General features: G+C 73.9%; 23 protein-coding genes. 14 read left to right on the top strand and 9 right to left on the bottom strand.

The window, feature by feature from the left end:
- The gene (locus D9598_RS08415) at positions 1-744 is read right to left on the bottom strand and encodes a uroporphyrinogen-III synthase (protein WP_198366003.1); all 744 of its coding nucleotides are present in this window, start codon (positions 742-744) and stop codon (positions 1-3) included.
- A gap of 4 nt (positions 745-748) precedes the next feature.
- Entirely contained in the window at positions 749-1,834 is a 1,086-nt protein-coding gene (gene hemC, locus D9598_RS08410) for a hydroxymethylbilane synthase (protein ID WP_198366002.1), read from the bottom strand.
- Positions 1,835-1,876: 42 nt separating this feature from the next.
- Between hemC and tsaD the strand changes: the two genes are divergently transcribed.
- From tsaD to D9598_RS08395, 3 genes are read left to right on the top strand one after another with little or no spacing between them, the layout of a single operon-like run.
- On the top strand, positions 1,877-2,965 hold the full coding sequence (gene tsaD / locus D9598_RS08405) for a tRNA (adenosine(37)-N6)-threonylcarbamoyltransferase complex transferase subunit TsaD (RefSeq protein WP_232477023.1): 1,089 nt from the start codon (positions 1,877-1,879) through the stop codon (positions 2,963-2,965).
- Positions 2,962-3,789, top strand: coding sequence for a 23S rRNA (adenine(2030)-N(6))-methyltransferase RlmJ (locus D9598_RS08400; protein WP_198366001.1), 828 nt, complete (start codon positions 2,962-2,964; stop codon positions 3,787-3,789). Before tsaD ends, D9598_RS08400 begins: the two co-directional genes overlap by 4 nt.
- Positions 3,790-3,796: 7 nt before the next feature.
- Entirely contained in the window at positions 3,797-4,819 is a 1,023-nt protein-coding gene (locus tag D9598_RS08395; RefSeq protein WP_198366000.1) for an NAD(P)H-dependent glycerol-3-phosphate dehydrogenase, read from the top strand.
- A 43-nt stretch (positions 4,820-4,862) separates the two neighbouring features.
- Here the strand turns inward: D9598_RS08395 and ccmB are convergent, their stop codons facing one another.
- Positions 4,863-5,513, bottom strand: a complete 651-nt coding sequence (gene ccmB, locus D9598_RS08390) for a heme exporter protein CcmB (protein WP_198365999.1) — start codon at positions 5,511-5,513, stop codon at positions 4,863-4,865.
- Positions 5,510-6,139: a heme ABC exporter ATP-binding protein CcmA gene (gene ccmA / locus D9598_RS08385; protein WP_255528662.1), complete on the bottom strand. Its 630-nt coding sequence runs from the start codon at positions 6,137-6,139 to the stop codon at positions 5,510-5,512. Before ccmA ends, ccmB begins: the two co-directional genes overlap by 4 nt.
- A 106-nt stretch (positions 6,140-6,245) precedes the next feature.
- Between ccmA and acnA the strand changes: the two genes are divergently transcribed.
- Both acnA and D9598_RS08375 read left to right on the top strand, forming a co-directional pair.
- A complete protein-coding gene (acnA, locus tag D9598_RS08380) occupies positions 6,246-8,942 on the top strand; it encodes an aconitate hydratase AcnA (protein WP_198365997.1) in 2,697 nt (898 codons plus the stop codon).
- A 496-nt stretch (positions 8,943-9,438) separates the two neighbouring features.
- Positions 9,439-10,296, top strand: a complete 858-nt coding sequence (locus tag D9598_RS08375) for a metallophosphoesterase (RefSeq protein ID WP_198365996.1) — start codon at positions 9,439-9,441, stop codon at positions 10,294-10,296.
- Here the strand turns inward: D9598_RS08375 and D9598_RS08370 are convergent.
- Complete coding sequence (locus tag D9598_RS08370) at positions 10,293-11,462, bottom strand: MFS transporter (protein ID WP_198365995.1); 1,170 nt, start codon at positions 11,460-11,462, stop codon at positions 10,293-10,295. The two genes, D9598_RS08375 and D9598_RS08370, sit on opposite strands and share 4 nt — an antisense overlap.
- Positions 11,463-11,514: 52 nt before the next feature.
- The gene (locus tag D9598_RS08365; protein WP_198365994.1) at positions 11,515-12,075 is read right to left on the bottom strand and encodes a hypothetical protein; all 561 of its coding nucleotides are present in this window, start codon (positions 12,073-12,075) and stop codon (positions 11,515-11,517) included.
- Positions 12,076-12,256: 181 nt separating this feature from the next.
- Here D9598_RS08365 and D9598_RS08360 point away from each other — a divergent pair, with 181 nt between their 5' ends.
- The 4 genes from D9598_RS08360 (at position 12,257) to D9598_RS08345 (ending at position 16,825) form a co-directional block, all read left to right on the top strand.
- Positions 12,257-15,115 (top strand): helicase-related protein, encoded by a 2,859-nt coding sequence (locus D9598_RS08360; RefSeq protein ID WP_198366186.1) that lies wholly within the window; start codon positions 12,257-12,259, stop codon positions 15,113-15,115.
- Positions 15,116-15,128: 13 nt separating this feature from the next.
- Positions 15,129-15,437: an RNA-binding S4 domain-containing protein gene (locus tag D9598_RS08355; protein ID WP_198365993.1), complete on the top strand. Its 309-nt coding sequence runs from the start codon at positions 15,129-15,131 to the stop codon at positions 15,435-15,437.
- A 170-nt stretch (positions 15,438-15,607) separates the two neighbouring features.
- Complete coding sequence (fdxA, locus tag D9598_RS08350; protein WP_198365992.1) at positions 15,608-15,940, top strand: ferredoxin FdxA; 333 nt, start codon at positions 15,608-15,610, stop codon at positions 15,938-15,940.
- Between the two features lie 306 nt (positions 15,941-16,246).
- Positions 16,247-16,825, top strand: a complete 579-nt coding sequence (locus tag D9598_RS08345; protein WP_198365991.1) for a CarD family transcriptional regulator — start codon at positions 16,247-16,249, stop codon at positions 16,823-16,825.
- Between the two features lie 84 nt (positions 16,826-16,909).
- Here D9598_RS08345 and D9598_RS08340 read toward each other — a convergent pair whose 3' ends face one another.
- From D9598_RS08340 to D9598_RS08330, 3 genes are all read right to left on the bottom strand, one after another.
- Entirely contained in the window at positions 16,910-17,695 is a 786-nt protein-coding gene (locus tag D9598_RS08340) for a Bax inhibitor-1/YccA family protein (RefSeq protein WP_198365990.1), read from the bottom strand.
- A gap of 143 nt (positions 17,696-17,838) precedes the next feature.
- Positions 17,839-20,343 carry an ABC transporter permease gene (locus tag D9598_RS08335; RefSeq protein ID WP_198365989.1) on the bottom strand — a complete coding sequence of 835 codons (2,505 nt, stop codon included), beginning with the start codon at positions 20,341-20,343 and terminating at the stop codon, positions 17,839-17,841.
- The gene (locus D9598_RS08330; protein WP_232477021.1) at positions 20,340-21,074 is read right to left on the bottom strand and encodes an ABC transporter ATP-binding protein; all 735 of its coding nucleotides are present in this window, start codon (positions 21,072-21,074) and stop codon (positions 20,340-20,342) included. The genes D9598_RS08335 and D9598_RS08330 overlap by 4 nt, the downstream gene beginning before the upstream one ends.
- Here D9598_RS08330 and D9598_RS08325 point away from each other — a divergent pair.
- From D9598_RS08325 to D9598_RS08305, 5 genes are all read left to right on the top strand, one after another.
- Positions 21,052-21,750 carry an arylesterase gene (locus tag D9598_RS08325; RefSeq protein ID WP_198365987.1) on the top strand — a complete coding sequence of 233 codons (699 nt, stop codon included), beginning with the start codon at positions 21,052-21,054 and terminating at the stop codon, positions 21,748-21,750. The genes D9598_RS08330 and D9598_RS08325 overlap by 23 nt on opposite strands.
- A gap of 6 nt (positions 21,751-21,756) precedes the next feature.
- A complete protein-coding gene (gene thpR / locus D9598_RS08320) occupies positions 21,757-22,356 on the top strand; it encodes an RNA 2',3'-cyclic phosphodiesterase (protein WP_198365986.1) in 600 nt (199 codons plus the stop codon).
- Positions 22,357-22,411: 55 nt separating this feature from the next.
- Positions 22,412-22,789, top strand: coding sequence for a hypothetical protein (locus tag D9598_RS08315; protein WP_198365985.1), 378 nt, complete (start codon positions 22,412-22,414; stop codon positions 22,787-22,789).
- Positions 22,790-22,884: 95 nt separating this feature from the next.
- On the top strand, positions 22,885-23,367 hold the full coding sequence (locus tag D9598_RS08310) for a copper chaperone PCu(A)C (protein WP_198365984.1): 483 nt from the start codon (positions 22,885-22,887) through the stop codon (positions 23,365-23,367).
- Positions 23,368-23,460: 93 nt separating this feature from the next.
- Positions 23,461-24,180 (top strand): NAD-dependent deacylase, encoded by a 720-nt coding sequence (locus tag D9598_RS08305; protein WP_198365983.1) that lies wholly within the window; start codon positions 23,461-23,463, stop codon positions 24,178-24,180.
- The last annotated feature ends 46 nt before the right edge of the window (positions 24,181-24,226 follow it).

The following is a 24,226-nucleotide window of genomic DNA, read 5'->3' as shown; positions in this document are numbered from 1 at the left end:
TCATGCAACCTCATCCTCCATCCCCGGCGCCGGCCGCCCGAGCAGGGCCAGCAGCGCCAAGGAATCGGGCGCCGGGGTAGCACGGATCGCCCGCCAGGGCATGCCCGCAAGGGACTGCGCAATACGCTGTGACAGCGCCAACGCGACCATGCCGCGCACAGTTTCGGCCAGTCCGGCGCGGCGCAGCAGGCGCTGCGTCACCTGCGCCGAACGCGGCGAGAGAAACAGCGCCGCCCGCGCCCGGCCGCGCCGCAGCGCGTCCAGCGTCTCCGGCGGCAGGGCGGTGGCCGGGCGGGCGGCATAGACGGCGCGGTGGCGCACCGCGAAGCCCTGGTCCCGCAATGCCGCCGCCAGCGTCCGGCTGTAGCCCCGTCCGGCCGCGAGCAGCAGCGCGCCCTGGCGCGGCCGCAGCCGGGCACGGGCCAGCACGACCAGGGACTCCGCCTCGCCCTCCGCGTGGCGGACATCGCGGAAACCGGCGGCCTCGGCCTCCGCCGCCGTGCCGGGCCCGACGGCCAGCACCGGCAGGCCAGGGTCCAGCGCGCCGGCCAGCGCTCGGGCGGCGGCGCGGCTGGGCAGCAGCAGGGCCTGGACCGGATGCGCGATATCGGCGGGCAGCGGCAGGGGCGACAGCACCAGGGCCGGCGCCAGCAGCGGGCGCCAGCCCAGCGCCGCCACCGCCGCGGCGGTCTCGGCGCAGCCCGGCTCGGGCCGGGTGACCAGGACGGCGGGCGGCTCCCGCACGGCGTCAGGCGATGAAGAGATCGGCGGGGCTGTCCGCCCGCAGGCTGTCGCCCAGCGCGCGGCCCAGCCGCTCCGCCTCGCTCGCCGCGCCGCCGAGGCCGCGCTTCAGCAGGAAGCTGCCATCCGGCCGGGCCACCAGGCCGGTCAGGAAGAGGGTGCCGTCCGGCAGCAGTCGGGCATGACCGCCGATCGGCGTGCGGCAGGAGCCGTCCAGCGCCGCGAGCAGGGCGCGCTCGGCGCGGGAGACGGCCCGCGCCACGCGGTCCTCGATGCCGGCGAGCAGCTCGTGCAGTTCCTCGTCTCCGGCGCGCACGGTGATGCCGACGATGCCCTGGCCGGCCGCCGGCACCATGGCCTCGGCGTCGAGCAGCCGCGTGGCGTGGCCCTCGAGGCCGAGACGCCGGAGCCCGGCCAGCGCCAGCAGCGTGCCGTCGTAGGCGCCGCCGGCCAGCTTGGCGAGGCGGCTGTTCACATTGCCGCGGATGATCTCGACCCTGAGGTCGGGCCGCGCGTGCAGCAGCTGCGCCTGCCGCCGCAGGCTGGCGGTGCCGATCAGCGCCCCGGCCGGGATGGCGTCGAAGGGGCCGTCGCCGGCCGCCGGCGCCAGCCCTTCGCGCAGCACCAGGGCGTCGCGCGCGTCCTCGCGCGTCATGGTGCAGGCGAGGACGATGCCGGGCGGCATCTCGGTTTCCAGATCCTTCAGGCTGTGCACGGCGAAGTCGATCCGCCGGTCGAGCAGCGCCTCGTGGATCTCCTTGGCGAAGAGGCCCTTGCCGCCGATATCCGCCAGGCGGCGGTCCTGGATGCGATCCCCCGAGGTGGTGATCACATGCTCCTCGAAGGCCTTGGCGTTCCGCAGCACCGGGCAGAAATGCAGGATGCGGTCGAGGAAGGTGCGGGTCTGCCAGAGCGCCAGGGGCGAGCCCCGCGTGCCGACGCGCAGCGGCAGGGAGCGCCGCGCATGGGGCTTGACGGCCGCATGGGGCGCTGCCGCGCCGATGGCGCCGCCGCCCGGCGCATGCGGGGCGGCGGGGGGATGCGCGGCGGCGCCCGCCGGGGCAGACGGCAGGGCGGGGTGGGCAAAGGACATGCCGGCGTCATAGAACCACGGCCCGGCCTGGGAAAGGCCGGCATGGGAAAGAAGGTGGAGATGCGCGTGGCGCCGATTGGTGGACCGGTTCTGGGTTTGGAGGCGAGCTGCGACGAGACCGCGGCCGCCCTGCTGGCGCCGGACGGCACCATCCTGGCCGAGGCGGTGCGTAGCCAGCTGGCCGAGCACACCCCCTTCGGCGGCGTGGTGCCGGAGATCGCGGCGCGCGCCCACCTGGCGTATCTGCCGGCGCTCGCCGCCCAGGTGATGGCCGAGGCGGGGGTCGCCCCCGGGGCGCTGGGCGGCATCGCCGCGACGGCCGGCCCCGGGCTGATCGGCGGGCTGATCGTCGGCTCCGGCTTCGGCAAGGGCATGGCCATCGCGCGCGGGCTGCCCTTCGTCGCGGTCAACCACCTCGAGGGACATGCGCTGACCGCCCGCCTGCCGCTGCTGCGGGAGGCCGGGCTGGTGGAGGGCGGCGTCGCCTTCCCCTACCTGCTGCTGCTGCTCTCCGGCGGGCACTGCCAGTGCGTCGCCGTCGAGGGGGTGGGGCGCTACCGCCGCCTCGGCTCGACGCTGGACGACGCGGTGGGCGAGGCCTTCGACAAGTCGGCCAAGCTGATGGGCCTGCCCTGGCCCGGCGGGCCAGCGCTGGAGCGGCTCGCCGCCGGCGGCGACCCGAGGCGCTACCCCCTGCCCCGGCCCCTGTTCGGCCGTCCGGGCTGCGACTTCTCCTTCAGCGGCCTTAAGACCGCCGTCGCGCAGACCATCCCGAAGCTCGCGGCGGAGCGGGACCGCGCCGACCTCGCCGCCTCCTTCCAGCGCGTGGTCGCCGCCGTGCTGGCCGACCGGGCGCGCCACGCCCTGGCCATGCTGCCGGGCGCGACCGCGCTGGTGGTGGCCGGCGGCGTCGCCGCCAATCAGGGCGTGCGGGCGGCGCTGACGGCCGAGGCGGCGCGCGCCGGGCTGCCGCTGGTCGCCCCCCCGGTCCGGCTCTGCACCGACAACGCGGTGATGATCGCCTGGGCCGGGATCGAGCGGCTGCGGGCCGGGCTGACCGACCCGCTCGACCACGCGCCGCGCCCGCGCTGGCCGCTGGAGGAGCTGGCTCCCGCCGGGGACGCGGCATGAACTATCGCCACGCCTTCCATGCCGGCAACTTCGCCGACTGCGTCAAGCACGCCCTCCTGGTGCGCCTGGTCCGGCGGCTCGCCGCCAAGGACACGCCCTTCCGCGTGCTCGACACCCATGCCGGCATCGGCGCCTACGACCTGTCCGGCTCGGCGGCGGAGCGCACCGGCGAGTGGCGCCAGGGCATCGGCCGGCTGCTCGACATCACGGACGGGCCGCTGGCCGAATGGCTGACCCTGGTGCGCCATGCCGGCTTCCCGCCGCGCTATCCCGGCAGCCCCTCCCTGGTGCGGATGCTGCTGCGCCCGCGCGACCGGCTGGTGCTCTGCGAGCTGCATGAGGAGGACCACGCCACCCTGCGCACCCTGTTCCGCGGCGACCCGCAGACCGCCGTGCACCGGCGCGACGCCTGGGAGGCGCTGACGGCGCTGACCCCCTTCGCCGAGAAGCGCGGCCTGGTGCTGGTCGATCCGCCCTTCGAGCAGGAGGGCGAGTTCGCCCGCATGGCGGAGGGCCTGGCCACGGTCGCCCATCGCTTCCGGGCGGCGGTGCAGGCGCACTGGTATCCGATCAAGCATCGCGCCCCGGTGCGCGCCTTCCACACCGCGCTGTCGGAGAGCGGGGTGCGCGACATCCTTGCCTGCGAGCTCTGGCTGCGCGAGCCCACCGATCCGCAGCGGCTGAACGGCTGCGGCCTCGTCGTCGTCAACCCGCCCTGGCGGTTCGAGGAGGAGGCGGGGGAGATCCTCGCCGTCCTGCTGGCGCGGCTCGGGCAGGGCGAGGCCGGCGAGGGCTTCGCCATCCATCGCATCGCCGAGGAATAGGAACATCATGCAGAAGGTCGCGGTGATCGGCGCCGGCGCCTGGGGCACGGCGCTGGCGATCCAGGCCGCCCGGACCAGTCGGACAGCCCATGGGGCGGCCAATGGGATGGCGGCGGAGGGAAGCGTCGCGCTCTGGGCGCGGGATGCGGGCCGGGCGGCGGCGATGCAGGCGGCGCGGGAGAACGCGGCGCATCTGCCCGGCCATCGCCTGCCCGGGGCGATCCAGGTCACGCACGAGGCCGGGGCGGCGCTGGCCGGCGCGGAGCTGGCGCTGCTGGTGGTGCCGACGCAGCATCTGGCGGCGGTGCTGCGGACGCTCCCGGCGACGCTGCCGCCCTGCCTGGTCGCCGCCAAGGGCGTGACGGCGGCGGGGCTGCGCCTGCCGCTGGAGATCCTGGCCGAGGCGCGGCCCGGCCTGCCGGCGGGGGTGCTCTCCGGCCCCAACTTCGCCGAGGAGATCGCCGCCGGCCTGCCCGCCGCGGCCGTCCTGGCCAGCACCGACGCCGCGCTGCGCGAGGCCGCCGCCGCCCGCCTCGCCTCGCCCGCCTTCCGCCTCTACGGCCAGGATGACCCGGTGGGGGCGCAGATCGGCGGCGCGGCCAAGAATGTCGTCGCCATCGCCGCCGGCGCGGTGATGGGCGCCGGGCTCGGCGAGAATGCCCGCGCCGCGCTGGTGACGCGCGGCCTGTCGGAGATCGCCCGGCTGGCCGTGGCGCTGGGCGGCCGGGCGGAGACGGTGAGCGGCCTCTCGGGCCTGGGCGATCTGCTGCTGACCTGCACCGGGCCGGGCAGCCGGAACTTCTCGCTCGGCTTCGCCCTCGGCCAGGGGCGGCGGCTGGAGGAGATCCTGGCGGCGCGCAACAGCGTGACGGAAGGGGTGGCCACCGCCCCCGCCCTGCTGGCCCGCGCCACCGCCGCCGGCGTGGAGATGCCGATCACCGAAGCCGTCGCCGCCGTGCTGGCGGGCCGGGTCGATGTCGCGGGGGCGATGCGCGAGCTGATGGCCCGGCCGCGGCGGCACGAGGTGTGAGGGCGGCCGGCCAGCGGCACCGCCCCGGTGAGCGGGGATGCCTTCACTCGGCCCGCAGCGCCGCGCCGGCGGCCAGCGGCGCCAGGGGCAGGGCCGCCGCCACCAGCGCGCCCAGCAGCAGCAGGAAGGGCCGGGCCGGCAGGCCGGAGGCCGCGGCCTCGATCGCCGCCGCCCCGAAGATGACGGCCGGGATGGCCAGCGGCAGCACCAGCAGGGGCAGCAGCACGCCGCCCCGCCGCGCGCCGAGCGTCAGCGCCGCCCCCGCCGTGCCGAGCAGCGACAGGTAGAGGGTAGCCAGCCCCAGCACCGCCGCCGCCGTGCTCCAGGCCGGGACCGGCAGGTTGAGCATCGCCGCCGCCGGCGGCGTGGCCAGCAGCAGCGGCGCCCCGGTGCAGAGCCAGTGCGCCGCCGCCTTGGCCGCCGCGATCTCCATCCGCGACAGGCCGGAGAGCAGGAGCTGGTCCAGCGAGCCATCCTCGGCCTCTGCGCCGAAGAGGCGGTCGAGCGGCAGCAGGGCCGCCAGCAGGGCCGTGGCCAGCAGGGCGCCCGGGGCCAGCCGCGCGAGCAGCTCCGGCGCCGGGCCGGTGCCGAAGGGGAAGAGCGCCACGACCAGCAGGAAGAACAGCACCGCCGCCAGGGTCTCCGCCGGATGGCGCAGCGCCAGCCGCAGTTCCCGCCCGACCAGCGCCATCATGCCGGCCAGTCCTCGCTCTCCGGCGGGGCGGCGGCGCCGAGGTCGAGGCCGCGCGCCTCCGGCAGCGGCAGCGCCACATGCGTCGCCACCACCACCATGCCGCCGGCCCCGCGATGCGCCGCCAGCAGCCCGCCCAGCCGCCCGATGCTGGCGGCATCGAGCCCCACCGTCGGCTCGTCGAGCAGCCAGAGCGGCGCCGGGGCCAGGGCCAGCCGGGCGAGCGCCAGCCGCCGCCGCTGGCCGGCCGAGAGCAGCCGCGCCGGCAGGTCGGCGAGCGGCGCCAGATCCGCCGCCGCCAGGGCCGCGCCGATGTCGCCGCCCCAGCGGCGGGACCAGAAGGCCAGGTTCTCCGCCAGCGTCAGCGCCGGCTTCACCGCATCCGCATGGCCCAGGTAGCGCAGCCGCGCGGCATGGGCCGGCGCATCGGCCAGGGCCGGCGCGCCCTCCCAGAGCAGCTCGCCCGCCGCCGCCGGCAGCAGCCCGGCCAGCAGGCGCAGCAGGCTGGACTTGCCGGCGCCGTTCGCCCCGGTCAGCACCAGCGCCTCCCCGGGCCGCAGGGTGAGGGAAAGACCGGCGAAGACCACCCTTCCCCCGCGCCGCACCGCCATGTCCCTCGCTTCCAGCAAGCCTGCCCCCCGGCGTTCCTGAGCCCCGCCCCGGCAATGGACCGGGGGCGCACAGCGTGTAATAAGCGGCAGCGTTCGCAGCAAATCACTCAAGGGACCCCGGACCATGCGGATGATCGGGCAGGATAGCCTGAAGGCGCGTCGCTCCCTGACGGTAGACGGCAAGACCTATCATTACTTCAGCCTGCCCGAGGCGGCGAAGAGCATCGGCGACGTGAGCCGCCTGCCCTACAGCCTCAAGGTCCTGCTGGAGAACGTCCTTCGTTTCGAGGACGGACGCGCCTATTCGGTGAAGGACGCCGAGGCGATCGCCGAATGGGTGAAGGAGGGCAGGAGCGAGAAGGAGGTTCCCTTCCGCCCGGCCCGCATCCTGATGCAGGACTTCACCGGCGTGCCGGCGGTGGTCGATCTCGCCGCCATGCGCGACGGCATCCTGAAGCTCGGCGGCGACCCGCGCCGCGTCAATCCGCTGGTGCCCGTCGATCTGGTCATCGACCACTCCGTCATGGTCGACGTCTCCGCCACCCCCACCGCCCTGCAGCAGAACGTCGACATCGAGTTCGAGCGCAATGGCGAGCGCTACGAGTTCCTGCGCTGGGGCCAGGAAGCCTTCAACAATTTCCGCGTCGTCCCGCCCGGCACCGGAATTTGCCATCAGGTGAACCTGGAATACCTCGCCCAGGGCGTCTGGACCGCGACCGACGCCGGCGAGACCTTCGCCTATCCCGACAGCTGCTACGGCACCGACAGCCACACCACCATGGTGAACGGCCTCGGCGTGCTGGGCTGGGGCGTCGGCGGCATCGAGGCGGAGGCAGCCATGCTCGGCCAGCCGATCGCCATGCTGATCCCCGACGTCATCGGCTTCAAGCTGCATGGCAGGCTGCGCGAGGGCGTCACCGCCACCGACCTGGTGCTGACGGTGACGCAGATGCTCCGCAAGAAGGGCGTCGTCGGCAAGTTCGTCGAGTTCTACGGCCCCGGCCTCGCCGAGATGGCGCTGGCCGACCGCGCGACCATCGGCAACATGGCCCCGGAATACGGCGCGACCTGCGGCATCTTCCCCGTCGATGAGGTCACGCTCGACTATCTGCGCCTCTCCGGCCGCGACGAGCACCGCATCAACCTGGTGCGCGAATACTACAAGGCGCAGGGCATGTTCCGCGAGGAAGGCCAGCCCGACCCGGTCTTCACCGACACGCTGGAGCTGGACATGGGCACCGTGGTGCCCTCCATGGCCGGCCCGAAGCGCCCGCAGGACCGCGTCGAGCTGACCAACGCCGCCCCCGCCTTCGCCAAGGAGCTGGCCTCGGGCAATCTCGGCGTGCCGGGCGACAAGGCCGATCTGCGCGTGCCCGTCGCCGGCTCGAATTTCGACCTCGGCCATGGCGACGTGGTGATCGCCGCCATCACCTCCTGCACCAACACCTCGAACCCCTATGTCCTGGTGGCGGCCGGCCTGGTGGCGAAGAAGGCCAATGCGCTCGGTCTGAAGCCGAAGCCCTGGGTCAAGACCTCGCTGGCCCCCGGCTCCCAGGTGGTGACCGACTACCTCGACAAGGCCGGGCTGACGCCGCACCTGGACGCGCTGGGCTTCCAGACCGTGGGCTATGGCTGCACCACCTGCATCGGCAATTCGGGCCCGCTGCCCGACCCGATCGTGGACGCCATCGAGGAGAACAAGCTGGTCGCCGTCTCGGTGCTGTCGGGCAACCGCAACTTCGAGGGCCGCGTGCACCAGAACGTGCGCGCCAACTACCTGGCCTCGCCGCCGCTGGTGGTGCTCTACGCGCTCGCCGGCTCGATCACGCTCGACGTGACCAAGGAGGCCATCGGCACCGGCTCGAACGGCCAGCCGGTCTACCTGAAGGACATCTGGCCGAGCACGAAGGAGGTCAACGACACCGTCGCCTCCGTCGTCACGCGCGAGATGTTCCAGGCGCGCTACAGCGACGTCTTCAAGGGGCCGGCGCAGTGGCAGGCGATCCGCGTCGATGCCGGCTCGGACACCTATCGCTGGAACTCCGGCTCCACCTACGTGCAGAACCCGCCCTATTTCGAGGGCATGCAGCCGGAGCCGGGCGAGATCGCCTCGGTGCGCGGCGCGCGGGTGCTGGCCAAGCTGGGCGATTCTATCACCACCGACCACATCTCGCCCGCCGGCAACATCAAGAAGGTCTCGCCCGCCGGCGAGTACCTGCTGGAGCACCAGGTCCGGCAGAACGACTTCAACAGCTACGGCGCCCGCCGCGGCAACCATGAAGTCATGATGCGCGGCACCTTCGCCAACATCCGCATCAAGAACGAGATGGTCCCCGGCATCGAGGGCGGCATCACTAGGCACCAGCCCTCGGGCGACGTGCTGCCGATCTATGACGCCGCCATGCGCTACAAGGCGGAGGGCGTGCCGCTGGTGATCTTCGGCGGCAAGGAATACGGCACCGGCTCCTCCCGCGACTGGGCGGCCAAGGGCACCTTCCTGCTGGGCGTGAAGGCGGTCATCACCGAGAGCTTCGAGCGCATCCACCGCTCGAACCTGGTGGGCATGGGCGTGCTGCCGCTGGTGTTCAAGCCGGGCGAGAGCCGCGAGACGCTGGGCCTGACCGGCGAGGAGACCATCGACATCCTGGGCCTCGAGGAGCTCCGGCCCCGCATGCTGCTGGATCTCGTCATCCACCGGCCGGATGGCACCACCACCACGACCCAGGTGCAGTGCCGCGTCGATACGGCCGATGAGGTCGAGTACTACAAGAACGGCGGCATCCTGCACTACGTGCTGCGCAACATGGCCAAGGCCGCCTGATCGGCCCCAGGTCAGCCTTGGGGCCGGCCTTCGGGCCTGGCCCCATCCCCCACCGGGGCGAGGACGACAAAAAAGCCGGGGCTTGACCCCGGCTTTTTCACGCGCCCATCGTGGCGGAGGCCGCCCTCAGGGGCGGCGGGGCCGCACCGGTCCATAGAGCGGCGCGCCCCAGGGCAGGTCGACCAGCCCTCGGAAAAGGTTGCGGGGGGTCAGGGGCTGCTGATGCGTGGTCCAGGACATGAGCCTATCTCCTTGCTCGACGACCGTCTCAGTATTCGCGCCCAACAATGAAGAAATCCTGAAATGGCGCTGTCTTCGAGGACATTCAAGCCCTGCTGATCGCAAGCGGGAGGCCGTGCTTACACAGTGGGCCTGGTGGTGCGGCGCATCCATCGGGGCGGCGCGGCGTTCACGCTGCGGAGACGGCCGCCGGCCCCGGCGCGCCGGAGGACAAGGGCGGAGCTGGACAGGAACGGGAGGCACAGGGACAGGGGGCATGCCACAGACGCGCCGCATCGATCACATTTCGGACCTGCACTTCAACCGGATCGACCCGACGGCGACCGAGGGGCTGCTGGCGGCGCTGAACGGCGACCCGGCCGATCTGGTGGCGGTCAGCGGCGACCTGACGATGCGGGCCCGCTCGCGCGAGTACAAGGCGGCCCGGCGCTTCCTGGAGGCGCTGAAGGCGCCGGTGCTGGTGGTGCCGGGCAATCACGACATCACGAACTACTGGCCCTGGGAGCGTTTCCTCGATCCCTTCGGCCGCTGGCACCGTTTCATCGGCGGCGAGACCGAGCCCGTCTGGCGCGACGAGGTCATGGCGGTGATCGGGCTGAACACGGTGGTGCGCGGCGGGCTGCATCTCTCCTGGGAGGGCGGTCGCGTGAAGCGCAGCCGGCTGCGGCGCCTGCTGGACCGGCTGGAGGAGACGCCGCCCGGCCTGTTCCGCATCGTCGTCGCCCACCATCCGTTCCTGGCGCCGGAGGACGCGCCGGACACGCCGCTGGCGCGCCGCGCCGCGCCGGCGCTGGAGCGCCTGCAGGCGGCGGGGGTGCGGCTGATCCTCTCGGGGCACCTGCACCGGGGCTATGTGCGGCTGCACCGGGGCGTCGCCGAGACCGCGCGGCCCGGCGGCCCGGCGCGGCCCGAGCTGCTGGTGGTCCAGGCCGGCTCGGCCATCTCGACGCGGCTGCGGGGCGAGCCCAATGCCTACAACCGCATCCTTATCCGCCAGGGACAGGCCCGCATCGAGCCGCGCCGCTGGAACGGCCATGCCTGGGTCAGCGCCGCCGCCCCGGCCTGGCCGGCGCACACGCTGGACGAGGCGGAGGCCGTCGCTCCCGCCGTCTAGGACGGAGCCGCCGACGCGCCCGCCCCGCCCTGGGGCAGGCCCAAGGCCAGCGGCAGGGCCAGGAGGCAGAGGCCGGCCATGACCAGGAAGACGCCGGCCCCCCAGGCGGCATAGAGCGGGCCGCAGAGCAGCGTCATGCTGCCGCTCATCAGCCCCACGCCCAGCGCCGCATGCAGCGTCTGGGCGGTTCCGGCCTGGGCCGGCGGCACCAGGGCCAGGATCAGCTGCATGGCCGCCAGGTGCTGGGCGCCGAAGGTGAGGGCGTGCAGCAGCTGCGTCGCCACCAGGGCGGGCAGCCAGGCGGTGCCGGCGAGGGTGCTCCAGCGCAGCACCCCGGCCCCGGCGGCGAGCAGCGCCAGGCCGCGCGCGCCGAGGCGCGCCACCAGCCGCCGCCCGAGCAGGAAGAGCAGCACCTCCCCCACCACCCCCAGCGCCCAGAGCAGGCCGATGCCGGTGGCGCTGAGCCCGGCCGCCGACCAGTGGATGCTGCCGAAGGCGTAGTAGGCCGCGTGGCTGCTCTGGATCAGGCCGGAGAGCAGCAGCAGCCGGATGAAGCCCGGCAGGCGGAGCGTGGCGCGGAAGCCGCCCTCCCGCCGCCGCGCCAGGCTCCGGCCCTCCGTCGCGGCGCGGGGCAGCAGGAGGGCGGCGGCCAGGGTGGCGAGCATGGCGCCGCCCATCAGCAGCGGCACCACGCCGAGCCCCAGCCGGCCGGCCAGCCAGCCGGCCACCATCGCCGCCGCCATGAAGGCCAGGGAGCCCGCCGCGCGCACCCGCCCGTAATCCAGCCAGTCCCGGCGCGCGGCGGCGAGGCAGAGCGTGTCGGTCAGCGGGGTGAGCGGCGCCGAGGCGGCATGGAAGGCAAGCTGGGTCAGCAGGAAGCCGAGCACCGTGCCGGCCAGCAGGTAGCCGCCCGAGGCCAGCGCCCCCGCCAGGGCGGCCAGCGCCAGCAGCAGCCGGGGGTCACCCAGCGCGTCGGCGCCCCGGCCGGCCAGCGGGCCGGCCAGCAGGCGGATGCCCGAGCCCGCCGCCAGCACCAGCGAGACCTCCCCGGGCGAGAGGCCGCGTGCCGCCAGGAAGGCCGGCAGGAAGGGCTGCACCACGCCGATGCCGGCGAAGACACTGCCGAGCAGCAGGACGTAGCGGATGATCGCGAATCGGGGCGGCATGGTCGCCGGACAGGCTGCGCCCGCCAGGGCGGCCTGCGAAGCCCCGCCGGCCTCAGGGCGCCGGCGGCGCCTCCCCCGCCCCGGCGCGCCGCTCGCAGATGACGCCGAGGACGGCGCGCAGCATCACCATGGCGGTGAACACCATCCCGGCGGAGAACAGGCCTTCCAGCAGGGCGCCCAGGCGGCGCCGCGCCTGCCCGGCCCGCATCTGCGCCTGCCGCCCCGCCTCCGTCCATTCGCCGCCCCACCGTTCCAGCGCCCGCCGCAGCGGCGGGATGGCGGGGCCGGGGGAGGCCGGCAACCGCGCCGCGAGGCTGGCCAGTTCCGGCCTCTCCCCCGCCGCCATGTCCCCGAGCAGGGTGACAAGTCCGGCGCGCAGCCGCTCCAGCTCCACCCCGCCCGCGGCGGCGTCGCCGGCCTCCAGCCGGGCGGCGCGCCCGGCCAGGATCGCGGCCTGCAACGCCAGGTCCTGGCGCCAGGCGGCGGCCTGGCTTTCCGCCGCCACCTCCTGCACCAGCCAGCGCGCGCCCATGGTCACGGCCAGGCCGCCCAGGCCGGCCAGCGCCAGCAGGGCGGAAAGGCCCGTGGTCATCAGGAAGGTGGTGCGCCGCATGGTCTTGTTCCGGGATCAGGCCGCAGGATGCCCGCCAGGCCCTGCCGCCCGGTTAAGGCCGGAGGCCAAGTTGTAACGGGCGGTTGCCAATCCCCCCCTTTGGCGCCACACAGGCGGGGCGATGCCCGATCTCGCCCAGCGTCCGTTCCAGCGCCCCCTCTCCTCCAGCGCTGGCGGAGCCATGTTCCCCGCGCGGGTGAAGGCGGTGCTCGGCCCCACCAACACCGGCAAGACGCATCTGGCCATCACGCGCATGCTGGCGCATGCCTCGGGCATCATCGGCTTTCCGTTGCGCCTGCTGGCGCGGGAGAACTACGACCGCATGGTGGCCGCCAAGGGCGCCCGCCATGTTGCCCTGATCACCGGCGAGGAGAAGATCGTCCCGCCCGAGGCGCGCTGGTTCGCCTGTACGGTGGAGGCCATGCCGCTCGACCGGCGGGTGGAATTCGTCGCCGTGGACGAGATCCAGCTCTGCGCCGACCCGGATCGCGGCCATGTCTTCACCGATCGGCTGCTGCACGCGCGCGGTCTCGTCGAGACCATGTTCCTCGGCGCCGAGACCATCCGGCCGCTGCTGCAGCGGCTGGTGCCGCAGGCCGAGGTGGAGACGCGCCCCCGCCTCTCGCAGCTCACCTATGCCGGCCCGGCCAAGCTGACCAAGCTGCCGCCGCGCTCGGCCGTCGTCGCCTTCTCGGCCGGCGAGGTCTATGCCATCGCAGAGGCGATCCGCCGCCGGCGCGGCGGCTGCGCCGTGGTGATGGGCCGGCTCAGCCCGCGCACCCGCAATGCCCAGGTGGCGCTGTACCAGAACCGCGAGGTGGACTTCCTGGTGGCGACGGATGCGATCGGCATGGGGCTGAACATGGATGTCGACCATGTCGCCTTCGCCTCCCTGCAGAAGTTCGACGGCCACCGCCCCCGCCCGCTCTCGGCGCAGGAGGCGGCGCAGATCGCCGGGCGCGCCGGGCGCGGCATGCGCGACGGCACCTTCGGCACCACCGCCGACTGCCCGCCCCTGCCGGACGAGATCGTCGGCAAGATCGAGGAGCACCAGTTCGAGGCGCTGATGACGCTGGCCTGGCGCAATGCCGAGCTCGACTTCAGCGGCATCGACGCGCTGCTCGACAGCCTGGCCGCGCCGCCGCCGGTGCCGGGCCTGGCCAAGGGCCATGACGCGACCGACCACATCACCCTGGCCGCCCTCTCGCGCGAGGCCGAGGTGCGCGCCCTGGCGACCGGCCGCGCCCGCCTCCGCCTGCTCTGGGAGACCTGCCAGATCCCGGATTTCCGCAAGCTGGCGGATGACAGCCACACCCGCTTCTGCGCCCGCGTCTTCACGCATCTGGCGCGCGAGGGGCACCTGCCCGCCGACTGGGTGGGCACGCAGATCGCGCAATGCGCCAGCATCGAGGGCGACCTCGACACGCTGATGGCCCGCCTCTCCGCCATCCGCGTCTGGAGCTATATCGCCGCCCGTGCCGACTGGCTCCGCGACGCGGCCCGCTACCAGAACGAGGCCCGCGCCGCCGAGGACGCGGTCAGCGACGCGCTGCACGAGCGCCTGACCGCCCGCTTCGTCGACCGACGGGCCGCGCACCTGATCCGACGCCTCGACGACTCGGCGGAAGAGCTGCTCTCCGCCGTGACCCGCAAGGGGGAGGTGGTGGTAGAAGGCCATCCGGTTGGCCATGTGACGGGTTTCGTGTTTGAACCCGATGCGTCTGCGGGTAATGGGGAGGAGCGCAAGCTCGTCCTGCGTGCTGCCCGCCGTGCCCTGCAGAGTGAGATGCCGAAGCGCGTGACTGAGATGGAAACGGCGTCCGACGACGCCTTCGCCCTGACCCCGACCCACAGCATCACCTGGAACGGTGCCGAGATCGCGCGCCTGAGGCCCGGCCCCGCGCCGGACAAGCCGCTGATCGAGCCGCTGGCCTCCGAGTTCCTGGATGGCGCGCAGCGCGAGCGGGTGCGTTCCCGCCTCGCCACATGGCTGGAAACCATGCTGAAGCGCGACTTCGCGGCGCTCGACACGGTCGAGGCCAAGGCGGCGGAGGACAACACGCTGCGCGGCCCGGCCTTCCGGCTGCGGGAGTATCTCGGCCTGATGCCCGGCGGCACCGAGGCCGAGATCAACCCCGAGCTGCGGCAGAAGCTGAAGGCCATCGGCATCCGCGCCGGCCGCTTCGCCCTCTATCTGCCCGAGATGCTGAAGCCGCGCCCGATGGCGCTGCGCGCGCAGCTCTGGGCACTGAAGGCGGATTGCCCGACACCCGCCCTGCCGGGCGGCGGGCTGGTCTCCGTCCCGCCGCCGGAGGACTGGCCGGAAGGCTTCGCCGCCACCATGGGCTGGGTGATGGCCGGGCCGGTGATGCTGCGCCTCGATGTCGCCGAGCGGGTCGCCGGCGAGCTGGGCCACCTGACGCGCCGGGCGCCGGCCATGCTGCCGCCCGATGTCGCCAGCCGCCTGGGCGTCAAGGCGGATGTGCTGCCGGTGGTGCTGCAGACCCTGGGCTTCCGGCTGATCCCGGCCGAGACCCTGGCCGAGGATGCCTTCGGCCCGCCCGGCCCCGCCATGGTCAGCGCCCGGCGCGAGGATCACGGCCGCGGCCGCCCGCCGCGCCATGGCCCCCGCGGGGAGCGGCGTGGCGAGCGGTCCCGCCCAGGGAACGAGCGAGGAAGCGAGCGGGGGGGTGAGCGGCCGCCGCGCGAGGCCCGGCCCGCCGCCGGGGCGCCGGCCGAGGGAACGGCCGCCGAGGCGGCATCCCCCGAGGGGGCTCCGGCCGAGGCCGCGCCGCGGGGCGAGGCCCGCGCCGAGCGCGGCCCGCGCCACGACCAGCGCCCGCCGCGTCGCGACGGCCCGCCTCGTTTCCAGGGCAAGGGCGGCCCCAGGGATGAACGGCGCGACGAGCGGCGCGATCGCCGCCCGCGCGACGACCGCCAGGAAGGCCGCTCCTACAGCTTCGCCCCCGCCCGGGAGAAGGGCCCCGACCCCGACAGCCCCTTCGCCGTGCTGGCCCGGCTGAAGCTCGGCAAGGACTGACGGCGGCGGCGCCGTGGCGGAGACCGAGGACCGGGACTGGCAGCGGCTCGACAAATGGCTCTGGTGCGCGCGGGTGGCCAAGACCCGCGCGGACTGCTCCCGCCTGGTGGAGCGCGGCGCGGTCCGCCTCAACCGCCAGCCGGTGGAGAAGGCGCACGCCCGGCTGCGGCCCGGTGACATCCTGACCCTGGCGCTGGGCGGCCCGCAGCACGGCACCGTGCGGGTCTGGCGCATCCTGGCCCTGGCCGCGCGGCGCGGCCCGGCGCCCGAGGCCCGGGGCCTCTACGAGGATCTCGACGCGGCGGGCGGCGGCGGGACCTGACCAGGCCGCAGCCCTGCCCTCCGCGGGCGGGGCCAGAAAGACGGTTGCCTCCGGCCCGCCGGCAGTCCATTTCTCCGCCGCACGCGGCCGGCCCGGGCGACCGGGCCGCAGACACGGGCCGCAGACATAGATCAGGTGCGCCCGGTGCGTGGCGCAGAGGGATTCCGACCGTGACCTACGTCGTCACCGAGAACTGCATCCGCTGCAAGTACATGGACTGCGTCGAGGTCTGTCCGGTGGACTGCTTCTACGTGGGCGAGAACTTCCTCGTCATCCATCCGGACGAATGCATCGATTGCGGTGTCTGCGAGCCGGAATGCCCCGCCGAGGCCATCGTGCCCGACAGCGACGACCGCGCCGCCGACTGGGCCGAGATCAACCGCGACTATGCCCAGCAATGGCCCAACATCACCCGCAAGGGCGACGCGCCGGCCGATGCCGAGGAATGGAACGGCAAGCCGGACAAGAAGGCCCTGCTGAGCCCCAACCCCGGCCAGCCCTGACGCGGCGCGCCACGGCCCCAACCGGCGCGCGGGGGCCTGGCGTGACGGAAGCGGTTTTTTTTGCTATGGTTCCCGCGGGTCCGGTTGCCGGTACGGCCGTGCCGCCCCAACCTTTCAGGTTGCGTAGGATTGAGGCAGGCCATGGGGAGGGCGCCCGTGGCCATGCCCGTCTCCGTACCACCGGTTCGCAGGAGTAGGAAGCGGATGAAGTCACCCGCCGGCGCGAAAACCTCTACCCCCTCATCCCAGCCGGCCGCGGCCGAGACCAGAACCGCTTCCCCCGCGCGGCCGGGCGCCCGGCGGGGCATGGCCGAGGGCCAGGCCCCCTCCCCCAGCGAGGGCGTCGCCGCCGGCCCCGTCCGTCCCGCCCCGCCGCCCAAGCCCCTCGGCAATCCCGGCAGCGACTTCCGGGAGGGCGACCACGTCGTCTATCCGACCCATGGCGTCGGCCAGGTGCAGGGCATCGAGACCATGGCGGTGGCCGGGCAGGAACTCAAGGTGATCATCGTCACCTTCGAGGAGAACCGGATGACGCTGCGGGTGCCGCTGAACAAGGCGGCCTCCTCGGGCCTTCGCAAGCTCGCCGCCGGCGGCGCCATGGACGAGGCGCTGGACACGCTGAAGGGCCGCGCCCGCATCAAGCGCACCATGTGGTCCCGCCGTGCCCAGGAATACGAGCAGAAGATCAACAGCGGCGACCCGGTGCAGATCGCCGAGGTGGTGCGTGACCTGCACCGCAATGTCGGCCAGCCCGACCAGTCCTTCTCCGAGCGGCAGATCTACGAGCTGGCGATGGACCGGCTGGCGGCCGAGGTGGCGGCGCTGGACGGCACCGACAAGTCGGCGGCGATGACCAAGCTGCTGGAGCATCTGAAGCAGGGCTGAGGGCGGGCATGAGACAGCCCGCATGAAAAAAGCCCCGGAGGCCGAAGCCTCCGGGGCCGTTCCCGTTCGCGCCGGGCGGGACGGTCAGTCCTGCTGGCGGACGCCCATGAACTGCAGCAGCAGCTGGAACAGGTTGATGAAGTTCAGGTAGAGGCCCAGCGCGTCGAAGACGCTGCGCTTGGCCGCCATCTCGGACCCCTCGGCATAGGCGTACTCGATGTAGTCCGCCTTGATACGCTGGGTGTCCCAGGCGGTGAGGCCGACGAAGACCACGACGCCCACGACGCTGATGACGAAGGCGATGGCCGGGCTGCCGATGAACATGTTCACCAGGCCGGCGATGATGATGCCGATCAGGCCCATCATCATGAAGGAGCCGAGCTTCGTCAGATCCGCCTTCGTCGTGTAGCCGTAGAGGCTGACCGCGGCGAACATGCCGGCGGTGACGAAGAAGGTGCTGGCGATCGAGGCGCCGACGTAGATGGCGAAGATGTTCGACATGCTCGCGCCCATGGTGGCGCAGAACAGCCAGAACAGCCCCTGCACCGTGCTCTTGCTCATCCGGTTGACGCCGAAGGAGAGCACCAGCACGAAGGCCAGCGGCGCGAACATGGCGGCGAGGCCGAGGATGGTCGGCTGCGTCGCCGCGCCGCGCGCCGTCATCACGCGGGTGTAGAACAGGTCGGCCGCGCCGGTGTTGGCGATGACATAGGCGACGATCGCCGTCAGCAGCAGGCCGGACGCCATCCAGTTGTAGACGCGCAGCATATAGGCGCGCAGGCCGGCGTCGATGGCGGCCGCGTCGGTCGTCGCCGCGCGGCCCCAGCCGGTCGCGCCCGTCGTGTAACGATAGTCGGGACCAGAGGCCATAGGGTTCGAAACTCCTCACAGCGCGGAGAATCCGCGGGTGTCGCGATCATATATGGAAGATTCGTAATCTCGATCAACGGTTATCGCGGCGGCCCTCCATCCGCCAGGAAAATTTCATCGCCCCCCGCCGCGCCGGCCGCCGCCTATTCGTTGCGCAGCAGCGGCGCGGGGCGGGTGCGGAGCGCCAGCGCCGTTCCCGCATAGCCCAGCAGCAGGGTCAGGGCCGTGCAGCCGAGGATGGTCGCGGCCAGGGTGCCGGGCAGGAAGATCCAGTCCGTCCGCATGACGAAGCGCGCCACGGCCCAGCTCGCCGCCGTGCCGCAGAGCGCCGCCAGCAGGCCGGCGGTCAGGCCGAGCAGGCCGAACTCCACCATCCAAGCGCGGCGGATCTGCGCCCGCGTCGCGCCCACCACCTTCAGCACCACGGCATCGCGGATGCGCCGCCGCTGCCCGGCGGCCATGGCGCCGGCCAGCACCAGCCCGCCGGCCGCCAGCGTCACCGCGGCGACGGCGGAGATCGCCGCGCCGAGCCGCTCCAGCAGCCCCGCCACGGCCTCCAGCGCGTCCCGCACGCGGATGCCGGAGACATTGGGGAAGGCGTCGGTCACCACCCGCAGCAGCCGGGCATCCTGCGCCGGATCGCCGCGCACGGTGGCGATATGCGTGTGCGGCGCGCTGGAGAGCAGGCCGGGCGAGGCGATCAGCACGAAGTTCAGCCCCAGCCCCTGCCATTCGATCTGCCGCAGGCTGGCGACCCGGAGGGAGACGTCGCGGCCGAGCACGTTCACCGTCACCGTGTCGCCGAGGCCGACCCCCCAGCCCTCGGCCAGCCGGGCATCGAGGGAGAGCAGCGGCGGCCCCTGGTAATCGGCCGGCCACCATTCCCCGGCGACGAGGCGCGTGCCCTCCGGCGGCGTCGCCGCGTAGGTCAGGCCGCGATCGCCGCGCAGCGCCCAGGCGGTGTCCTCGCTGGCCTGGATGCGCTCCACCGGCACGCCCTTGATGGCGCTGATGCGGGCGCGCAGCGAGGGCACGCGCCGCACCTCCGCGACGCCGGGCTGCGCCCGGGCCAGTTCGTCGAAGCGCTGCGCCTGATCGGACTGGATGTCGATGAAGTAGAAGTTCGGCGCCGCCTGCGGCAGTTGACCGCCGATCTGCCGGCGCAGATTGCCCTCGATCATGGCGATGGCCGAGAGGGTGGTCAGCCCGATGCCGAGCGCCACCAGCAGGAGCGGCGTCGGCGCGCCGGGCCGGTGCAGATTGGCCAGGCCCAGCCGCAGCGCCGGCCGCCGCGCGCCGCGCAGCCGCCGCGCCAGCCCCATCAGCCCGGCGGCGCCGAGGCGGAACAGCAGCAGCGTGCCCAGCGCCGCGCCGCAGAAGCCGAGCGCGAAGCGCGGCTGCTCGGCGGTGCCGACGACGAGCGCCACGAGCGCCAGCACGGCGGCGGCGTTCACCGCCAGCAGCGACCAGCGCGGCCGCGCCGCCTGGGGCTGCACCGCGTCGCGGAACAGCGCCGCGCCGGGGATCTCCCGCGCCCGGCCGAGCGGCCAGAGGGCGAAGGCCAGGGCGGTCAGCACGCCGTAGAGCGCCGCCTCGGCCAGCGGGCGGGCGTGGAAGCCGAGGCGCGGCGGCACCGGCAGGACGCTCTCCAGCGCGCGGGCGGCGAGCAGCGTCAGCCCCTGCCCGGCCAGCAGGCCGATGGCGATGCCGAGCGCGGCCAGCGCCATGACCTGGATCAGGTAGGTGACGAAGATCACCCGCGCCGGGGCGCCGAGGCAGCGCAGCGTGGCGATGGTCCGCGCCCGCTGGTCGAGCCAGGCACGCACGCCGGTGGCGACGCCGATGCCGCCCACCAGCAGCGCGGTCAGCCCGGCCAGCGTCAGGAAGGAGGCGGCGCGGTCGAGGAAGCGGCTGACGCCCGGGGAGCCATCGCGCGCGTCGCGGATGCGCCAGCCGCCGTCATCCTGCGCGGCGCGCAGCGCGGCGGCGAAACCGGCCGGATCGGTCCCCTGCGGCAGGGCGATGCGGTAGTGGTACTCCACCAGGCTGCCCGGCTGGATCAGCGCCGTGCCCGGCACGTCGGCCAGCGCGATCATGGCGCGGGGGCCGAGGATGGCGGGGCTCGCCACCTTGTCGGGCTCGGAGGCGACGGTGCCGGCGAGGCGGAAGCGGGCCTCGCCCAGCCGCACCAAATCGCCCGGGCGCAGGCCGAGCCGCTCGGCCACCAGCGGGTCGAGCGCCACCGTGCCGGGGGCGAGTCGCGCCTGCGGAGGGTCGAGCGTCAGCGCGCCATAGAGCGGATAGGCCTGGTCCACCGCCTTCAGCTCGACCAGGGCGCGCTCGCCGGAGGCGGCGACCGCCATGGCGCGCATCTCCACCACCTCGGAGAGCCGCCCGCCGCGCGCGGCGATCCAGTCCCGCGCCGCCTGCGGCATGGGGCGGTAGGAGACCCGCACCTCCAGGTCGCCGCCCAGGATGCGGGCGCCGTCCTCGACCAGCCCGGCCTCGGTGGCGGCGCGCAGGGTGCCGACGGCGGCGATGGCGGCGACGCCGAGCGCCAGGCAGGCCAGCACGATCCTGAGGCCCCTGATGCCGCCGCGCAGTTCCCGCCGGGCGAAGCGGAAGCCGAGCCGCAGGGTCTGGCTCATGCGGCGCTGTCCCCGGCCAGCAGCCCGTCCGCCATCCGCAGGCGCCGGCCGCAGCGCGCGGCCAGGGCCGGGTCGTGGGTGATCAGCACCAGGGTGGTGCCGAGCTGCTCGCGCAGGCCGAACAGCAGGTCCATGACCTTCTGCCCGGTGGCGCCGTCCAGGTTGCCGGTGGGCTCGTCGGCCAGCAGCAGGCTGGGGCCCGCGACCACGGCCCGGGCCAGGGCCGCGCGCTGCTGCTCGCCGCCCGAGAGCTGGCCTGGATAGTGCTCCAGCCGGTGGCCGAGCCCGACCTTCTCCAGGGATTCGCGGGCGCGGTCGAAGGCGTCGGCGCGGCCGGAGAACTCCAGCGGGATGGCGACGTTCTCCAGCGCCGTCATGGTCGGCACGAGGTGGAAGGACTGGAAGACGATGCCGAGCCTCTCGCGGCGGAAGCGGGCGAGCGCGTCCTCGTCCATCGCCGCCAGATCCGCCCCGGCGACGCTCAGGGATCCGCCGGAAGGGCGCTCCAGACCGGCCAGCAGCATCAGCAGGCTGGTCTTGCCGGAGCCCGAGGGGCCAACCAGCCCGACTGCCTCCCCGGCCCCCACATCGAGGTCGAGGCCGCGGAGAATGTTGACCTCACCCCCCGCCGCCGCCACCTTGAAGGTCAGGCCCCTTGCCCGAATCAGCGGTGCGGCGGGGCCATCGGGGCTTGCGGCGGAGGAAGGGATGGCCTTGGGTGCGTCCAGCATGATCCGCAGATATGGCCGCCGTGCCGCAGTGCGAAGGGCCCTTTTCGGTTTCGGACTGTATCTCATCCCGATCGCGCTGCCCGCCGCGATCCCGGGCCCCCGCGCCGCGGAGCCGGTCCGGCTGCTGATGCTGGGCGATTCCATCACCGCCGGCTACGGGCTGGACCATGCCGAGGCGCTGCCGCGGCGGCTCGAGGCGCTGCTGCGCGAGGCCGGCGCGGCGGTGACGGTGGTGGATGCCGGCGTCTCCGGCGACACCACGGCGGGCGGCCGCTCGCGCCTCGACTGGGCGCTGGCCGACGATCCCCAGGCGGTGATCGTGGCGCTCGGCGGCAATGACGGGCTGCGCGGCGTCCCGCCGGCCGAGACCTACGCCAACCTGTCCGACATCCTGGCCCGGCTGAAGGCGCGCGGCCTGCCGGTGCTGCTGGCCGGCATGCTGGCGCCACCCAATCTCGGCGCCGATTACGGGCGCGAGTTCTCGGAGACCTTCCAGCGCCTGGCGCGGGAGTATCCCGAGGCGGTCTTCTACCCCTTCCTCCTGGATGGCGTCGCTGGCGAGCCCTCGCTCAACCAGCCCGACCGCATCCACCCCAATGCCCGGGGCGCGGAGGAAGTGGCACGGCGGATGCTTCCCGCCGTGCGGAGGTTGTTGTCCAAGGTGCAGGGAGGATGAGCCATCATGCCACGCCTTTTCGTAGCCCTGCCCATCCCGGATACGCTGCGGGAACACCTGGCCGACCTGGCGGGCGGCATTCCCGGCGCCCGCTGGGTGCCGCCGGAGAACTACCACCTCACCCTGCGCTTCATCGGCGAGATCGAGGGCTGGCAGGCGGATGAGGTGGACGAGGCCCTGGCCGGCATCCGCGCCCGGCCCTTCGACCTGCAGCTTGGCGGCGTCGACCTGTTCGAGAAGGCCGGCCGGCTGCTTTCGCTGCATGTGAAGGCGGAGCGCAACGAGGCGCTGCTGCACCTTCAGAGCAAGGTGGAGACCGCCCTGCAGCGCGCCGGCCTGCCGCCCGAGCGGCGGCGCTTCGCCCCGCACGTCACCCTGGCCCGCACCGAGAAGGCGGCGCCGGACAAGCTCATCGCCTTCGTCCAGGCGCACAATCTGTTCCGGCCCGACCCGGTGCCGATCGACCATTTCTGCCTCTTCTCCTCCCGCCTCGGCAAGGAGCAGGCGCATTACGAGGCGGAGGTGGACTATGCCCTCGACGGCCGGCCGCGCCCGCCCCTCGATCCCTCCCCCGATCCCCTGGCCAGCCACGAGGCGGGGCATTAGGGCGGCGTCCGATCGGGTGATGTCCTCGGATCGGAATCTGCTCTAGGCAGGGGGCATGTCCCGGCCGCGCCGCCTCCTTCCGGTCCTGATCGGCCTGCTGCTGCTGCAGGCGGCCGCGGTCCCGGCCGCCTGTCTGCATCACGCCCTGCGCGGCGCCGCGCGCGAGGCCGGCTGGGTGGTGCCGATCTGCACCGCGGAGGGCCTGCTGCTGCGGCACGCGCCGGCGGAGGAAGGCGGCGCCCCCCTCGCGGCGCCGGAGGGCGGCTGCCTGGCCTGCCATCCGCCGCCGCAGACCGGCCTGCCGCCGCTCACGCCCCAGGCCGGGGCCGCCCTCGCCCTGGCCGCCCCGCCGACCATGACGGGCGCGCCGGACAGGCCCGGTCCGGCCCGATGGCCCGCGGCGCACGGGCCGCGCGGACCGCCCCTCGCCTGAGCACCAGACCTCGCCACGCCTTCCGTCCTCTCCAGGCGGCGGCGCCGGACGGCATCGTCCCGGCGCTCGGCCGCCCAAAGCCCGTGTGAGCCATCATGCCGTCCCGACGCTCCTTCTCCCTCCTGCTGCCCGGCCTCCTCGCCGCCGCCGCCCTGCCGGCCGCCGCGCTGGCGCACAGCTACACCGCCGGCGACATCGCCATCGGCCATCCCTGGAGCCGCGCCGCGCCGGCCAACGGCACCGGCGCCGGCTTCATGACCCTGCGCAACACCGGCGCCACGCCCGACCGGCTGGTCTCCGGCCAGGCCGACATCGCCCGCGCGGTGGAGATCCACACCCATATCCAGGATGGCGGGGTGATGCGCATGCGGCCGGTGGAAGGCGGCCTCGCCATCGCCCCCGGCCAGGAGGTGACGCTCGCCCCGGGGGGCTACCACCTGATGCTGATCGGCCTGAAGCAGCCGCTGAAGCAGGGCGAGCAGGTGCCGGTCACGCTGGTCTTCGAACGCGCGGGCGCGGTGAAGGTCGATCTGGCGGTGGAGGCCGCCGGGGCGCGCGGCGGTCAGCACCAGCATTGAGGCCAGGGCGGCGGGGGGAGTGCCCGCCCCGCCGCCGCGGATGGTCCCCCGGAGGCTTGATCCGCCTCCGGCCGCGCCCCAGTTCTGCGGGGCATGAGCGCACCACCTCTTCTGATCCTGACCGGCGCCGGGGTTTCCGCCGAATCCGGCCTCGCCACCTTCCGCGACGAGGGCGGCCTGTGGGCGAAGCACCGGATCGAGGATGTCGCGACGCCCGAGGCCTTCGCGCGCGACCCGGCCCGCGTGCATGCCTTCTACAACGCCCGCAGGGCGCAACTGCGTGATCCCGCCATCCAGCCCAATGCCGCGCACCACGCCCTGGCGCGCCTGGTGCGCCACTGGCCCTCGCCGGTGCTGCTGGTGACGCAGAATGTCGATGACCTGCACGACCGCGCCATGGCGGGGGCGACGCGCCACCTGCTGCACATGCACGGCAGCCTGTGCCGCGTGCGATGCCTGCGCTGCGGCCGGGGCCAGGACTGGGCGGAGGATCTTTCGACGGAGACGCCCTGCCCCGCCTGTGGCCAGGCGGGGGGCCTGCGGCCCGACATCGTCTGGTTCGGCGAGGAGCCGCGCGGCCTGTCGCTGATCGGGGCGGCGCTGGAGCGCTGCGAGCTTTTCCTCTCCATCGGCACCTCGGGACAGGTGCATCCGGCGGCGGGCTTCATCGAGGCGGTGCGCGACCGTGCCCGCACGGTGGAGCTGAACCTCGAGCCCAGCGCCGTGTCGCATCTCTTCGACGAGGTGGACCGCGGCCCCGCCACCGAGATCGTGCCGCCCTTCGTGGAGGGCCTGCTGGCCGAATGCCGCTAGCGCGGTTTCCGTTCGCACCGGCTCACGGCAGCCGCTCCAGCACAGT

The sequence above is a fragment of the Roseomonas sp. KE0001 genome, from assembly GCF_016107285.1.
In the GTDB taxonomy this organism is placed as follows: Bacteria; Pseudomonadota; Alphaproteobacteria; order Acetobacterales; family Acetobacteraceae; genus Pseudoroseomonas.
Note: the sequence above shows the minus strand (reverse complement) of the source record. Positions and strands in the feature narration are given on the sequence as shown.